Source organism: Chishuiella sp. (assembly GCF_032109125.1).
GTDB lineage: Bacteria > Bacteroidota > Bacteroidia > Flavobacteriales > Weeksellaceae > Empedobacter.
This window is the reverse complement of sequence record NZ_DAMCLZ010000003.1, coordinates 107,671-122,869: the sequence shown is the minus strand read 5'-3', so window position 1 is coordinate 122,869 and position 15,199 is coordinate 107,671. Positions and strand designations below refer to the sequence as shown.

The following is a 15,199-nucleotide window of genomic DNA, read 5'->3' as shown; positions in this document are numbered from 1 at the left end:
CCTTTTATACTATTATTTTTTATCAGTAGAACATCCACAACCTTTTGAACAACCTCCGTTACTACCTGAACTGAATGATTTTTTAACCATCTTAACAACATACCAAACTGCAAATCCGAATAGAAAAGCAATGAATGCATATTGTACCCAAACATTATCCATAATTTTATTTTAAAATGTGATATGCAATAAATGCAACTAAATATGCCAAACCAGTCATAAATCCTGTTTGTATTAAAGTCCATTTCCAAGAGTTTGTTTCTTTTTTTACAATTGCAATAGTACTCATACATTGCATTGCAAAAGCATAAAACAATAGTAATGAAACTCCAGTAGCTAAATTATATGCTGGTTGCCCTGTATTTTGATTAACCTCTGATTGCATACGCTGAAGTAAACGATCTTTCTCTTTATTATCTTCAACATCAACTTCTCCTAAACTATAAACAGTTGACATTGTACCTACAAAAACTTCTCGAGCTGCAAAAGAGGAAATTAATCCAATTCCCATCTTCCAATCGTATCCCATTGGTTCAACAATTGGTTCAATAATCATTCCTAAATTTCCTAAATAAGAGTTTTCTAATTTATATGAAGCAATTTCATTTTCTAAATCTTCTTCATTCATTTTTGGATGATGAGCAGTTACAATTTCTTCTGCATTTTTAAATTTTTCTCCTGGTCCAAAAGAACCTAAAACCCAAAGAATAATAGAAATTGCAAAAATTATTTTACCAGCATCAATTAGAAAACCTAACGTTTTTTCCCAAACATTTAGGAAAACATTCTTCCAATCTGGAAGTTTATATGTAGGCATTTCTAAGATTAAAAAACTTTTATGTTTAGATTTTATAATTAAATTTAAAACTATTGCACTTCCTAAAGCTCCTAAAACTCCCAACAAATACATTACAAATAATGCTAACGCTTGATAACTCAACCCTAAAATTGTTTTATCTGGTATAACCAATGAAATTAGAACAATATAAATTGGCAAGCGTGCTGAGCAAGTCATAAAAGGAGTTACTAAAATTGTAAGTAACCTTTCTTTATAATTTTCAATATTTCTAGCAGACATAATTGCAGGAACAGCACATGCAACACCTGAAATCAGAGGAACAACACTTTTCCCACTTAATCCAAATGGTTTCAACCATCTATCCATCAAGTAAACAACTCGACTCATATATCCAGTTTCTTCCATAATGGAAATAAATAAGAATAAAATAGCTATTTGTGGTACAAACACAGCAATCCCCTCTATACCAGGTACTATAGCACCTCCTACAATATCATTTATTGGTCCAGGTGGAATAATACTAATAGCTTCTTCGTCTATCCATCCAAATAAATCTTCTACCATTCCCATTAAAGGTGCAGACCAAGCATAAACAGCTTGAAAAATCAATAATAATATCCCTAAAAAAATAACATACCCAAAAATAGGATGAATTAAAGTTTTATCTATTTTATCTGTTAATGTTTCTTTCCCTTTAAATTCGTAACTAACAACCTTTTCCAATTCTTTATCAAGAATTTTATTTCTATCTAAAGTTTCTTTTACTTGAAGTCGCTTAGGTATTATCTTTAGTTCATTTTTTACTCTATCTAACTTTTCTTGATCTTCTTCACTTAAAAAGGGAATATATTTTTGAGAAAGATATTGCCACGCAATATAATCTGAACTAATATTAAAATCTTCTTTAATTTTATCAATAGTTGATATATACTCCTGAGGAATTTCAAATTTTGTATGATAGTCTTTAGTAGTCTTTACCAATGCATCTACTAATTCGTCTAATCCTTCGCTTGTTCTAGCGTTTGTTAGATATATTTTTGTATGTAAAAACCTCTCAAGTTCTTCTAGATTTATTATTAATCCTTTACTTTCAATCTCGTCTTTCATATTAATGACAAAAATTGAAGGAACTCCTAATTCTCTAACTTGAAGGTATAAAGAAATTGATCTCTTTAAATTTGAAGGTTCACCTACAACAACTGTTAAATCAGGATATAATTTATTTGATTTATCTCCTAAAATTTTAAAAACAACCTCCTCATCCAATGAACTAGGATATATACTGTAAGTTCCTGGTAAATCTATAATAGAAAATTTATTTCCATTACGTTCTACATTTCCTTCGCGTTTTTCTACTGTAACACCAGGATAATTACCAACTTTTTGTCTAAGATTTGTAAGCTTATTAAAAAGAGAAGTTTTACCTACGTTTGGATTACCAACTAAGGCAATTTTGTAATGATTCATTATTTTTTATTAATCAATATATTATCAGCTTCTGTTCTGCGAAGCGCCATGACTGTTTTATTTGATGTAATACTAATACAAATTGGACCACCAAAAGGAGCTTTATTTTTTATTTGTAATTTAGTTCCAGGTATAAATCCCATTTCGTACAATTTAGTAGGTATATCATCAGTTTTATAACCAATAATTTCTGCTAAATCTCCTATTTTCAAATCTTTTAGAGAAAACTCTTTAACTAACTTTTCCATTTTTCAATTGGATTAATTGTCTTTACTTGCAAATATATCCAATTTTTAATTAATCCAAATAGAAGAATTATCATAATTTTTTTTGTTTCTACTTAAATTTCAATTAATTCACTTATAATTGAAAAAATAATATTATATTTGCACTCAATTTTCATTTATAAACATTAATTTATGTACGCAATTGTAGAGATAGCAGGGCTTCAATACAAAGTTGAAAAAGACCAACAATTGTTTGTAAACCGTTTAGCTGGTGAAGCAGGTGACGAAGTAAAATTCGACCGTGTTTTATTAACAGATAACGGAGCAATCACTGTCGGCGCCCCAGTTATAGAAGGAGTTACCGTAGTAGCTAAAATCGTTGAACACGTGAAAGGAGACAAAGTAATCGTTTTCAAAAAGAAAAGAAGAAAAGGTTACCAAAAGTCTAACGGTCATCGTCAACAATTCACTAAAATTGAAGTAGCTTCAATCGGTTAAGATTGAGCTGAGATTAATTATTAACTCTTAAAAACAAAACGAAATGGCACATAAGAAAGGGGTCGGAAGTTCGAAAAATGGTCGTGAATCACATTCGAAACGTTTAGGTGTTAAAATTTTTGGTGGACAAGCAGCAATCGCTGGTAACATTATTGTTCGTCAAAGAGGTACTCAACATCATCCTGGTGATAATGTAGGGATTGGTAAAGATCACACATTATTCGCATTAGTTGACGGAAAAGTAGTTTTCACAAAAAAACGTAACGATAGATCTTACGTTTCTGTTGAACCATTATCTTAATTGATATCAACAGCGAAAACGCTAAAAATATAAAAGCTCATCTATTTAGATGAGCTTTTTTTATCTATAAATTTAATATTAAAAATCAAATTGCTTCAAATAAAAAAGCATCCAATTTCTTGAATGCTTTTGATATTTATAATATGGTAGGAATTAATTTTCCTCCTCTTCTTTTTCAACTCCCCATCCTTGTGCTGTAAGAGGAACCATTTGCTCACTTCCTGTTGTTATTAAGTAATTTTCTTCATTTTTACCTGTTACATGACCAATAACAGTAAGATTAGGATTTCCTTTTATTTTATCGAAATCGTTTTGATTAATTGTAAATAGCAATTCATAATCCTCACCACCACTTAATGCACATGTGATTGGATTTATTTTAAATTCTTCTGCACCTTTAATAACAGTAGAATCTAGAGGAATTTTTTCTTCATAAATATTAAATCCATGTCCACTTTCTTTAGATAAATGAATAATTTCTGATGATAATCCATCAGAAATATCAATCATAGATGTAGGTTGAACTTTTAATTCTTTTAATAAGTTTATTATATCTAAACGAGCCTCTGGTTTTAATTGACGCTCTATTAAATAAGAATATTGTTCGAAATCTGGTTGATTATTAGGATTTACTTTACTTACTTGAGCCTCTCTCTCTAAAACTTGTAATCCAAGAAAAGATGCTCCTAAATCACCAGATAAGACAATTAAATCATTTTCTTGTGCTCCATTTCTGTATGTAATATTTTTTTCTGGTGCAGATCCAACTGCTGTAACACTAATCACTAAACCACTTACAGAAGAAGTTGTATCACCTCCGACAATATCAATATTGTATTTATCGCAAGCATACTTCATACCATTGTATATTTCATCAACAGCTTCTATAGTAAAACGATTAGATAGCGCAATAGAAACAAGTAATTGTTTTGGAATAGCATTCATTGCTAAAATATCACTTATTGCAGTTACAACAGCTTTGTATCCTAAATGTCTTAATGGCATGTAAGACCAACTAAAATTTACACCTTCTACAAGCAAATCTGTAGAGATTACTGTTCTCTCTTTTTTATAATCAATAACAGCAGCATCATCTCCAATTCCTTTTATAGAACTTTCTAATTTTATAGGAAATCCTTCTTTGATTTGATTTATTAAACCAAATTCTCCTATTTCTGCTAAACTTGTTTTTGAAACATTTTTATCTTCTAACATCTATTTATTTTATTGATTAAAATTTAAAGGATTTACATTAACAGATCGAAAAGGTAAATTCTTTATATCTTGTTTTGACATTCTTTTTATTGTTTTATTTTGGAAAGATTTTTTAATATTATCTAACATCTCTTTTGGTGGAGCTAACATTTTTCTTTCTTTCATTGAAAACCATACCCCCACAAGCTCTGAATGACAAAGATGAATACCTTCTTTATTATATATATCATGAATAAATTGATAAATCATTCCATCATCAGACATTCCTGCAATTTCTACAGAAATATAAATTTCTTCACCTTCCATCGCTTCTTTAAAAAAAGAAAATTGCTCGTGCAAAATAGCTGGACCAATTCCATAACTACCTAAATCTTTCATCGAGACATTATAATCTCGTAAAAATGCAATTCTAGCAAAACTCGTAAAATTCATATAAGACGCGTTTGCAAGATGTCTATTAGCATCTAAATCCGACCAACGAACAATTGTTTTTTGAAAATAAATATTCTCCATATAATGATATATTTCACAAATTTACTAATAAGAATTAACAAGATAAATATAAACTATCAAAGTGCTAAAAATCAGTTCTAAAAAATAAAATATTTTTTATCTGAAATGATATATTTCTTATCTTTATAAGAGAACTATAAAAAAATTTTATGAAAAAAATATTATTTCCGACAGACTTTTCTGAAACTGCGAATAATGCTTTCTTATATGCTTTAAATTTAGCAGAAAATCAAAATGCAGAATTATATGTTCTGCATGCATTCCAATATCCGATGGTAAATGGTGGTATAGATGCTGTTGTTTTAGAAAATGTATATGACACTATAGAACTTGGTAATTTTGAAAATCTAAAAGATCACATTCCTTTTCTTAGAAAAATAGCTGAAGATAATGGTTTTGAAAATGTTAATATTAAATTTTTCATCAAAGAAGGAATGATATCATTTGTTTTACCAACTTTTATTGAAGAAGAAAAAGTAGATTTCGTTGTAATGGGAACTACAGGAAATTCTGGGATTGATAAATTTCTTTTTGGTTCTAATACCATGAATGCTATAAAAAATTTGAAAATTCCTGTTTTGAGTGTTCCTAACGGTTATAAATATAAAGGAATTAAAAATATTGGTTTTACTACTGTTTTTGAAGAAAAAGACCGTAGAGCGTTAGATTATTTAGTAGATGTTGCATTCAGATATAAGGCAAAATTACACTGTTTAAATATATCAAAAGACGAAACCTATGACGTCTCAACTTTAAATCATTGGAAAGATTATTATAAAGATGATCCTATTGATTTTTCTATTTATTCTGCTGAAGATTATATAGATGGTGTTTTAGAATTTATAAAAGAAGAAAAAATTGACTTATTAACCGTTGTAAGCAGAAATAAAACTTTTTTTGAGAAAATATTTTCTCCAAGTTTTACTAAAAAAGTTCTTTCTAAAAATATAGTTCCCTTATTTGTTATTCACGAATAACTAGAAAATCTATAGTGTAAAAAAAGGGGGATAGAATTAGATTCTATCCCCCTTTTTTTACACTATAGAAATATTTTTGTACCTTAATATTCTAAAAACTCTAAATAACATGAAAAAAATATTATTTCCGACAGATTTTTCGGCTAGTGCAAATAATGCATTTTTATATGCTCTTAATCTAGCTAAAACACTAAAAGCAGAAGTATTAGTGTTACATGTTTATGATCTTCCTATGATAACTGGAAGTATAAATGCAGGTGTTATACAGAATGTGTATGAAACAATTGAAACAGGTAGTTTTGAAAATTTCAAAGATAACATACCTCATCTAAAAGATATTGCTAAAGAAAATGATTTAAGTGAAATTCCTATTAAATTCATTTTGGAAGAGGGAAATTTCTTGTATAATCTAAAAAAATTAACTGAGGAAGAAGAAATAGACTTTGTTGTGATGGGAACTGAAGGAAATACTGGTTTACAAAAATTATTATTCGGTTCTAATACTATAAATGCAATTACATCTCTTAAAATCCCTGTATTAAGTGTTCCTCAAGATATTTCATTTAAAAGTTATGATAACATTGGTTTTACAACAATTTTTGAAGATAGAGATAAAGAAGCTTTAAAATATCTTATAAAAATGGCTAATAGACATAAAGCAAAAATTCATTGTATGCATGTATCTAAAGATGGAAGTTATGATGATAAAGCCTTAAAAGAATGGAAAATTCAATTTGAAAATGAACCTGTTATTTTTGAAATTATAACTGATTCTGACCCTGTCAACGCAGTAATTAATGCTATTGATGAAAAGAAATTAGATTTATTAACAGTTGTAAGAAGAAATAAAGGCTTTTTAGATAAAATATTTTCTCCAAGTTTTACTAAAACTATTGTTAATAAAAATATTATTCCACTTTTTGTTTTTCAAGAACAAGATAGTTAAAAGCTTCTTAAAAGAAGTTTTTCTTATCATAAAGTTATTTTTAGTACTTATCTTTTAATAGAGTCGTTTTATTATAATACAAATGAATTTATTAAATATAGTTAACTAAAAATAACTTTTCTTTTTTATATTAATTTTCAAAAGATAATTATCTTAAAATTTAGATTTCATTTTAGATTTCTTTATTACAAGAATATTATTAACATTAAAAACATCATAAAATCATTCATATTTTTAACAACTTTTAGTATAAAAATTGTATAATTTTTAATTAAAAATTATACTCAATAGTTATATTGATTTTTTTACTATGAAAAAAAATTAACATAAAAATGAATTTTATTTTATTAATATTTGTTAAAAACATAATAAATATCATTTTTTAGGTATTAAAAAATAAAAATTGAATAAAAAAAAGCAAAATAAACTTTATTTAAAAATTTAATTATTATTCCTTTTTTTACTTTTCTTAATAAAAAATAATGCTCAGATTTGCTATCCTATTTTATAAAATAAATAAGATTATGAGGAGAAGAATCACATCTTTGGGCTTATTAGCTTTCCTTGGTTTAGGATCTATAGCTTTTGCTCAAATAACAGGTGTCGTAAATGATGCAGATAATTTCCCAGAAGCAGATGTTCAAGTTACTATAAAAGGAACTGATAAATCTGTATTTACAGATGCTGATGGAAAATTTGATATTGATGCTAAAATTGGAGATATTTTAGTTGTTAATGGAAAAGAATTTAAGGTTACAAGTAATACTTTAGGAACACTAAGATATACTGATGCTAAAGCTACTAAAGAATCTACTGTTGATTTAGGTGAAGTTGTTGTAAAAAGTATATTCAACGCTCCATCTAAATCAGGAGTAACTACAGTTAAAGCAAAAGATTTAGAACAAATGAACCCTTCTGTTTCTATTGATCAAATGATTGGTGGAAAAGTAGCTGGTTTATCTTCACAAGCAATGAGTGGTGCTCCTGGTGCTACAGCAAATGTTACTATTCGTGGTGCAATTGGATTAAATGGAGGTGTAAAATCACCATTATATGTAGTTGATGGAACTTATATGTCTGCTTCTGATGTAAATGCAATTAACCCTTCTGATATTGAAGAAGTAAAAGTATTAAAAGATGCATCTCAATTAGCAATTTTTGGTTCTCGTGGGGCTAATGGTGTTATCATCATGAAAACAAAAACTGCTAAAAGAGGAGAAGCTACAATTACTTATTCTGCTCGCATTGGGGTTAACCAGATGATGGATTTACCAAATATCCATTTAATGAATGCTAATCAGTTACTTAATTACCAAAATGATTTAAGTAAATTAACTGATGCAAATGGAAATTCTTTAAAACTAGGAGTTGCTCGCACTGCAGATCAAATAGCTGATTTATCACAATATAACCACAAGTGGTCTGATAATTTATACAAAAATGGATTAACAGCTTCTCACTTTGTTTCTATTAGTAAAAATGACGGAGATACATCAACTAATTTCTCTGTTGGTTATGATAAAAATGAAGGAGCTGTACAATACTATGATGGAATGCAAAGAATAACATCTTCTTTAAACATTACATCAAAAGCTAAGGAATGGTTAAGATACGGGGTTAATTTAAATGGATCTTATGCTTCAATTAATACTCCTCGTGACCGTGTGAATGTACAATCTCCATTCTACAACGTATTATTAAATAGACCTTATGTACCTTTTTATCAATTAGATGCTAATGGAAATCCAGCATTAGATGCTGATGGAAATAAAATCTATAATTCTGGTGCAAACTCTGGTGGTTATGCTGTTGCAGATGAAATGGAAAAAACTGATGCAGAAACAAGATATTTACGTATTTATGGTACAGGTTTCTTAGAAGCTGATCTATGGAAAAATGTTACTGCTCGTTCAACAATTGGAGCAACGTATAACAGAGTTCAATCAGAAAACTTCTTAAGACCATCTTCATCTTTAGCTGTATTATTAGGTAATGGTGGATCTAAAACAGACACTAGTTCTGATCGTTTTGATTACAACTGGAGAAATGAGGTTTCTTATGAAAACAGTTTTGGAAAACATCATTTACGTGTTACAGCTGCATCTGAATATATTAATCAAAGTTTATATTCTCTATCTTTATATGGAAATCAATTTCCTAATGATTATTTATCTACACAAAATTTAGCTGTTAATATTGGTCAAGACTCTAATACACAACGTTGGAGAATAACTAAATTTGGATATTTAGGTGCTGCTTCATATGATTTTAACAATAAATATTTTGTCGATGCATATGTTCGTAGAGATGGTACTTCTTTAGCTGGTCAAGATGCTAAATTTGGAACTTTCTGGGGAGCATCGTTAGGTTGGAATATTGCTAAAGAAAATTTCTTAAAAGATTCTAAAATTGTTAATAATTTAACTGTAAAAGGATCTTATGGAGAAGTTGGTGATGATTCTGCAATTGCACGTTATGCAAACATGACTTTACTACAATTAGATACAACTTACAATGGACAGGCTTCTGCTTTTCCTGATGGAAATTTATCTAATCCAAAAACAACATGGGAAACAAATAGAAAATTAAATGTTGGTTTAGATTTTGGACTTTTAAATAACCGTTTAACTGGATCTTTTGCATACTTCCACGATCAACGTTCAAACTTTATTTTTAATCAATATTTATCAAGTGAAGCTGGAGGATTTACAACATATATCAATGCAGGTAAATTAACTACAAGCGGTTTAGAATTAGAATTAAATTATGATGTGGTTCGTTCTAAAAACTTTGATTTATCTGTATACGGGAATGTAACATCTCTTAAATACAAAGTAAACAAACTTGCTGACAACCAAGATATGTTATTAGTTAATAATTCATATGAAAGTTTAGCTCATGTACAAGGAGGAAAACCTTATCAATTCTACATGGTTAGATATGCAGGTGTTGATTCTAGTACAGGTAAAGACCTTTATTTAGATAAAAATGGTAATGTAACTGATACTTATGATGGAGGAGATGCTGTAGCTACAAACAAAACTCCTTTACCTGACTTGATGGGAGGATTTGGTTTAAATGCTAAATTCTATGGATTTGATATTAATGCAGATTTCACATATTCTGCTGGTGGTTATATGTATAATAATACTTACCAATATTTAACTGATCCTACTTCTTTAAACAATCACGTCGTAGAAGCGGCAAATTACTGGAAAGGTAATGGTGATAATGCTCAATTTGCTACACCAATTCCAAGTGGTACAGAATATTCTACAAAATTTTTAGAAAAATCTGATTACATTTCTTTCCGTAGTTTATCATTAGGTTATTCATTCAATAATTTAGTAAAAGGAACATTTGTTAAGAATTTAAGAATGTATGCACAAGTTCAAAACTTAGCTTTATGGACTAAATATCATGGTAATCCAATAGCTGGTACTGGTTCTAGCGAAAGTAGCACTACATCATCTGCAGGATATGTTTCGAATTCGTTTACAGCATTCTCTTATCCTTTAGTTCGTTCTTATTCTATTGGATTTAATGTGTCATTCTAAAAATTAAAAAAATGAAAAAAAATATATTTGTATTATCATTGTTAGCTTGTGCATTAAGTTTTTCTTCTTGTAGCGAAGATGATATTAATCAAAAACCATATGATAAAATAGAATTTTCTGATTATTATAAAACAGAATCAGACTTTAATACAGCTATCAATGGTGTTTATAGAGGATTCGCTCAAGATATTAATGGTGGTTATTACGCTGGATTAAGTAGTGCTAGCGATATTATTGCAGTTGGGGATATATTAGGTGATAACTTAATATTAAACCCTAATGGTCGTCAATCTGGTTTAAGAACTCATAATTGGAGTTATAATTCTAATGCAACTCCAACATCTCTTTACTCAACTTCTTATAATATTATTTCTAGAGCTAATTTAATTTTAGCTAATATTGATAATTTACAAGATGGTGATTTCAAAAATTATATTACTGCAAAAGCAAAAGCAATACGTGCATTAGCTCATTTTGAAGTTGCTCGTACATATGCTGAAATTCCAACTCAAGCTGCTGATGCATCTTCTACCATAGGTATAGCTTATGTAGATAAATATGATCCAAAAGCTGAACCTACAAGAGATGCAACAATAGGAGAAACTTATACTAAAATTATTGCTGATTTAGAAGCTGCTATTCCATATTTAAAAGAAGCTGATCCTTCTTCTGAAATAAATAAATATGCAGCTGAGGCTTTATTAGGGAAAGTTTATTTATATAAAGGTGATTATCAAAAAGTAATAGAATACACACAACCCGTTGTTGATAATGTTAGTCCTGCAAAAAAAGCAGATTTAGCAGATTTATGGACTTCAAATAATAGTGAAGGTGTTTTATTTGAAATACCATTACTTAATACTTCTGATCCTAAAATAGGTACTAATTTTAGTCAAGGAGCAACAGATGCTACAATTATTTTAGAATATGCTGTAGATAAAAATTTCTATGCTTTGTATGACTCTGCAACAGAACCAGAAAGAAAAAATGCTTATTTTAAAATTTTTAATCCTAAAAACCTTGATGGGGATGCTGTAATAGCTGTAAATAAATACATTAAAGGTAAAGTAATGTTAGGTATTAATAATGGGCGTTATTTACGTACTGAGGAAGCTATTCTAAATTTAGCTGAAGCTCAATATTTATCAGGTGATAGTGGAAGTGCCTTATCAACTTTAAATAAATTAAGAGACGTGCGTTACTCTTCTTATAAAGGTGGAGAAACTGGTGCTGCTATTTTTGATGCAATTCAATTAGAGCGCCGTAAAGAGTTAGCTTTTGAAAATGGAGATCGTTGGTTCACATTAAAACGTTTACAAGGTGTTTCGGGAATTTCTTCTGAATATAAACAAGGTATTCAACGTAGTGGAAACGGTTATTTAGCAGATGGATCTGGTTCACCATCATCTTCACAGACTTTAAATGCTGGAGATTACAGATGGCAGTTACCTATCTCTCAAACTACATTAAATAAAAACTTAAAAATGACACAAACACCAGGATATTAATTATTCTAATCATAGTGTTATTTTTATAAACATTAAAAGCCGTTATAATTCATTTTATAACGGCTTTTTTATTTACTATCTATTTTTTAGACGTGATATTTTGCAATAGTGTTTGAAGTGGAAATCCTTTTTAGATTGGATTCATTTCAAGAAGATGATTATATTTCCAATCTAAAAAGATTGGGAACGTGAAACCACAGTGCGAAGCAATTGCCCAAAAATAAAAGACTTTATTTATGGACTTTGTTTTTATATGATTTTAATTTTTTAGCTTATCCACAATTTGTTGATAAACATTTTCTGATGATAAATTCTGAAAATAATCAAAATTCTCAAAGCCTTTTGGATCTTTACCAAAAATAGAAGTAGGGCGACAATTTAATGTTTCATCTTGTATAACATCATTTGTAGATTGTCCATAACCTATAAAGCCTGCAAATGGGTGTGTTCCTCCCCAAATAGATATGGTTCTTGTTCCCATTAAAGAGGCTAAATGCATATTGGCACTATCCATAGAAATCATAGCTTGTAATGTTGCTATTTTTTGTAATTCTTCTTCAAAAGAAATCTTACCTGCTAAAGATTGAATATTAGGATTTAAATTCTCCCATGTTTTTAATTCATCAATTTCTAATTTTCCTCCTCCAAACAAAAAAATTTTATATCCATTTTCTGCCAATAATTTTGTTACAATCTTCATTTTATCCAATGGAAACATTTTACTTTTAAAAGCTGCAAAAGGAGCTATACCAATCGATTTTTCTTCTTTTAAGGTATTTGATTTTAATTGATGACTAAGTGTTAATTTAAACCCTAAATTTCTTAACACATCAGCGTAGCGTTCTGTGGTTAATTTAAGCTGTTTAAAGACTCTGTTTTCTTGATTAATTAATGCTTTTTTTTCTTCTCTACCTTTATCTAATGTAGCTGTTGCTATTCCACTTAATTTAAAGAGAGATGTAATAACTTTAGAACGAATTACATTGTGAAAATCAGCAACATAATCAAAATTATATTTTTTTAATTCTCCATATAATTTAAAAAGATTTAAAAAGCCTTTGTACTCTTTATTTAGATCAACAGGAATGAATTTTATTTCAGGAAATTGTTTAAAAATAGTTCCCATGAATGGGCGAGAAGCAACATAAACTTCTACATTAGGATTCTGTTCTATAAATTCTTTAAGAACAGGCGCTATCATTGTAACATCACCTAATGCAGAAAAACGAATAACTAAAAGTTTCTTTTTATTTAACTTCTCCATTTTTTCTATTATTTAATTCTTTGGAAACTAATTTCATTTGTTTTTCAAATTCTTCTTTTGATGCTTTAAAATATTCATCAGAATTCTCTGTATGTTTTGCAATTCTTCTTAATGATTTACGATCACTCTTTATAAAAATCTCACCAATTTTAGAAGCTTCTTCATACGAAAAACCAAATTTTATAAGTAATTGTCGACCAACATAAACTGATGAGAAGAAACTTTCTCTATACACTTCGTTCAATCCTTCTTTCAAATAGTTATAGGCATAACTACGGTTTTTTGCACGAACAATAATCTCAAGATTAGGAAAGTTTTTACGAACAATATGTACTAACTTTTGATTAATTTCTGGAGGATCCAACGCTGCAACAAAATATTTTGCATGATCAGCACCAGCGGATTTTAAAAGATTTACATTGGTTGCATCACCATAAAAAACATTAAAACCTTGTTTACGCATTTTTTCAACACGCTCGCTATCGTTATCTAAAACAATAGTTTTTATATCTGTACTGTTTAAAACTCTACTTATTGTATTTCCAAAATCACCAAATCCTGCAATAATAACATCTCCTTCAGAAGCATCAATATTTATTTGCTCATTTTTTACTATTGGAGTGACTTTAGATTTTACTCCAAAATATTTTAAAATCAAACGTTCATTCAGTACCAATAATAGTGGAGTTATTACCATTGTTATCGCTGTTGTAGCTAGCATTAAATCGTACCATTGCTTGTTGAGAATATCTAAATTTCTAGTTAAAGCTAAAATCACAAATGCGAATTCTCCTACTTGTGATAGCAATAGAACAAATAACATTTTCTGATCAAAATTAAACTTATGCTTAATTCCTATTATCCATAAAACAAACGATTTTATAGCCATAATTCCTATTGTTAGTCCAAGAATCATAAGAGGCTTCTCTACAATCAGCTTAAAATTGATAGTAGAACCAACAGCTATAAAGAAGATACCAAGCAATAAAGATTTAAAAGGTTCTATATCGCTTTCTAATTGATGTTTATATTCATTATTAGCCAATACAACACCAGCTATAAATGCTCCCAAAGCAGGAGAAATTCCAACTTTTTGCATTAATAGAGATACACCAATAACTAATAATAATGCTGAAGAAGTATATATTTCTCTAACTTGTAATTGACCAACGTATTTAAAATAAGGTGTTAGAATATATTTTGCAATAACATATATAAAAGTAATTGCACCTACAATTACCAATGTTTTCATAAAAGCAGGTCCACCAACCAATAGACTTTTAGAATCATCTCCAATGGATTGTATTAGTGAATCTCCAACCAATAAAGGTATAATTGCTAAAATTGGAATAACCATTATATCTTGAAAAAGAAGTACAGAAAAAGTCGATTTACCAATTCCTGTTTTAGTAAGTCCTTTTTCATTCAAAGTCTGCATAATAATAGCTGTCGAAGAAACGGTAATAGCAAAAGCTATAGAAATAGCTCTTGGAAAATTCATTTTCAAACCATAAACTCCAATAATTGTTGCGATAAAAACTGTCCCTAAAATTTGCATTCCACCAAGATTAATAATCTTGTTCTTCATCTTCCAGAATTCTTTTGGATCTAATTCCAATCCAACTAAAAATAGCATCATCACAACACCAAATTCTGTTGCATGCATTATATCAGCACCATCGTTTCCTACAAATTTCAAAACATATGGTCCTATTAAAACTCCTGCTATCAAATAGCCTAATACAGAACCCATTCCTAATTTCTTAGAAATAGGAACACAAATTACAGCAGAAAATAAAAATATAAATGCTTGTCCTAGAAAATCGTTCATAGTAGTTGGTTAATTATTTTTCATTTGGCGTTCCCTTAGGACGGCTTTTCATTATAATTAGAAAAGGATTTTCTCTTCAATCCCTAACGAAATATA

The 15,199-nt window shown here is 28.9% G+C and carries 13 protein-coding genes; 6 read left to right on the top strand and 7 right to left on the bottom strand.

The window, feature by feature from the left end; genetic code table 11:
• Positions 1-12: 12 nt before the first annotated feature.
• Genes RT575_RS05145 through RT575_RS05135 form a run of 3 tightly spaced genes read right to left on the bottom strand, consistent with a single transcriptional unit; the run spans position 13 to position 2,514 of the window.
• Positions 13-162: a FeoB-associated Cys-rich membrane protein gene (locus RT575_RS05145; protein ID WP_313384782.1), complete on the bottom strand. Its 150-nt coding sequence runs from the start codon at positions 160-162 to the stop codon at positions 13-15.
• A gap of 4 nt (positions 163-166) precedes the next feature.
• Positions 167-2,266: a ferrous iron transport protein B gene (gene feoB / locus RT575_RS05140; protein WP_313384780.1), complete on the bottom strand. Its 2,100-nt coding sequence runs from the start codon at positions 2,264-2,266 to the stop codon at positions 167-169.
• Complete coding sequence (locus RT575_RS05135) at positions 2,266-2,514, bottom strand: FeoA family protein (protein WP_313384778.1); 249 nt, start codon at positions 2,512-2,514, stop codon at positions 2,266-2,268. The genes feoB and RT575_RS05135 overlap by 1 nt, the downstream gene beginning before the upstream one ends.
• 171 nt (positions 2,515-2,685) lie before the next feature.
• Between RT575_RS05135 and rplU the strand changes: the two genes are divergently transcribed.
• Positions 2,686-2,991 carry a 50S ribosomal protein L21 gene (rplU, locus tag RT575_RS05130; RefSeq protein ID WP_125349931.1) on the top strand — a complete coding sequence of 102 codons (306 nt, stop codon included), beginning with the start codon at positions 2,686-2,688 and terminating at the stop codon, positions 2,989-2,991.
• A gap of 43 nt (positions 2,992-3,034) precedes the next feature.
• Positions 3,035-3,292 (top strand): 50S ribosomal protein L27, encoded by a 258-nt coding sequence (rpmA, locus tag RT575_RS05125; RefSeq protein WP_150431414.1) that lies wholly within the window; start codon positions 3,035-3,037, stop codon positions 3,290-3,292.
• 153 nt (positions 3,293-3,445) lie between these two features.
• Here the strand turns inward: rpmA and thiL are convergent, their stop codons facing one another.
• Positions 3,446-4,507: a thiamine-phosphate kinase gene (thiL, locus tag RT575_RS05120; RefSeq protein WP_313579330.1), complete on the bottom strand. Its 1,062-nt coding sequence runs from the start codon at positions 4,505-4,507 to the stop codon at positions 3,446-3,448.
• A gap of 9 nt (positions 4,508-4,516) precedes the next feature.
• Positions 4,517-5,020, bottom strand: coding sequence for an acyl-CoA thioesterase (locus tag RT575_RS05115; protein WP_313579328.1), 504 nt, complete (start codon positions 5,018-5,020; stop codon positions 4,517-4,519).
• A gap of 149 nt (positions 5,021-5,169) precedes the next feature.
• On the opposite strand from RT575_RS05115, the gene RT575_RS05110 reads away from it, so the two are divergent.
• From RT575_RS05110 to RT575_RS05095, 4 genes are all read left to right on the top strand, one after another.
• Positions 5,170-5,997: a universal stress protein gene (locus RT575_RS05110; RefSeq protein ID WP_313384772.1), complete on the top strand. Its 828-nt coding sequence runs from the start codon at positions 5,170-5,172 to the stop codon at positions 5,995-5,997.
• Between the two features lie 109 nt (positions 5,998-6,106).
• Complete coding sequence (locus RT575_RS05105; RefSeq protein ID WP_313384770.1) at positions 6,107-6,943, top strand: universal stress protein; 837 nt, start codon at positions 6,107-6,109, stop codon at positions 6,941-6,943.
• 524 nt (positions 6,944-7,467) lie between these two features.
• Complete coding sequence (locus RT575_RS05100; protein ID WP_313579325.1) at positions 7,468-10,500, top strand: SusC/RagA family TonB-linked outer membrane protein; 3,033 nt, start codon at positions 7,468-7,470, stop codon at positions 10,498-10,500.
• Positions 10,501-10,511: 11 nt separating this feature from the next.
• Positions 10,512-12,008, top strand: a complete 1,497-nt coding sequence (locus tag RT575_RS05095; RefSeq protein WP_313384765.1) for a RagB/SusD family nutrient uptake outer membrane protein — start codon at positions 10,512-10,514, stop codon at positions 12,006-12,008.
• A gap of 259 nt (positions 12,009-12,267) precedes the next feature.
• Here the strand turns inward: RT575_RS05095 and RT575_RS05090 are convergent, their stop codons facing one another.
• Together RT575_RS05090 and RT575_RS05085 are read right to left on the bottom strand one after the other, a co-directional pair.
• Positions 12,268-13,272 carry a glycosyltransferase family 9 protein gene (locus RT575_RS05090; RefSeq protein ID WP_313579323.1) on the bottom strand — a complete coding sequence of 335 codons (1,005 nt, stop codon included), beginning with the start codon at positions 13,270-13,272 and terminating at the stop codon, positions 12,268-12,270.
• A complete protein-coding gene (locus RT575_RS05085; protein WP_313384761.1) occupies positions 13,256-15,103 on the bottom strand; it encodes a monovalent cation:proton antiporter-2 (CPA2) family protein in 1,848 nt (615 codons plus the stop codon). Before RT575_RS05085 ends, RT575_RS05090 begins: the two co-directional genes overlap by 17 nt.
• Between the last annotated feature and the right edge of the window lie 96 nt (positions 15,104-15,199).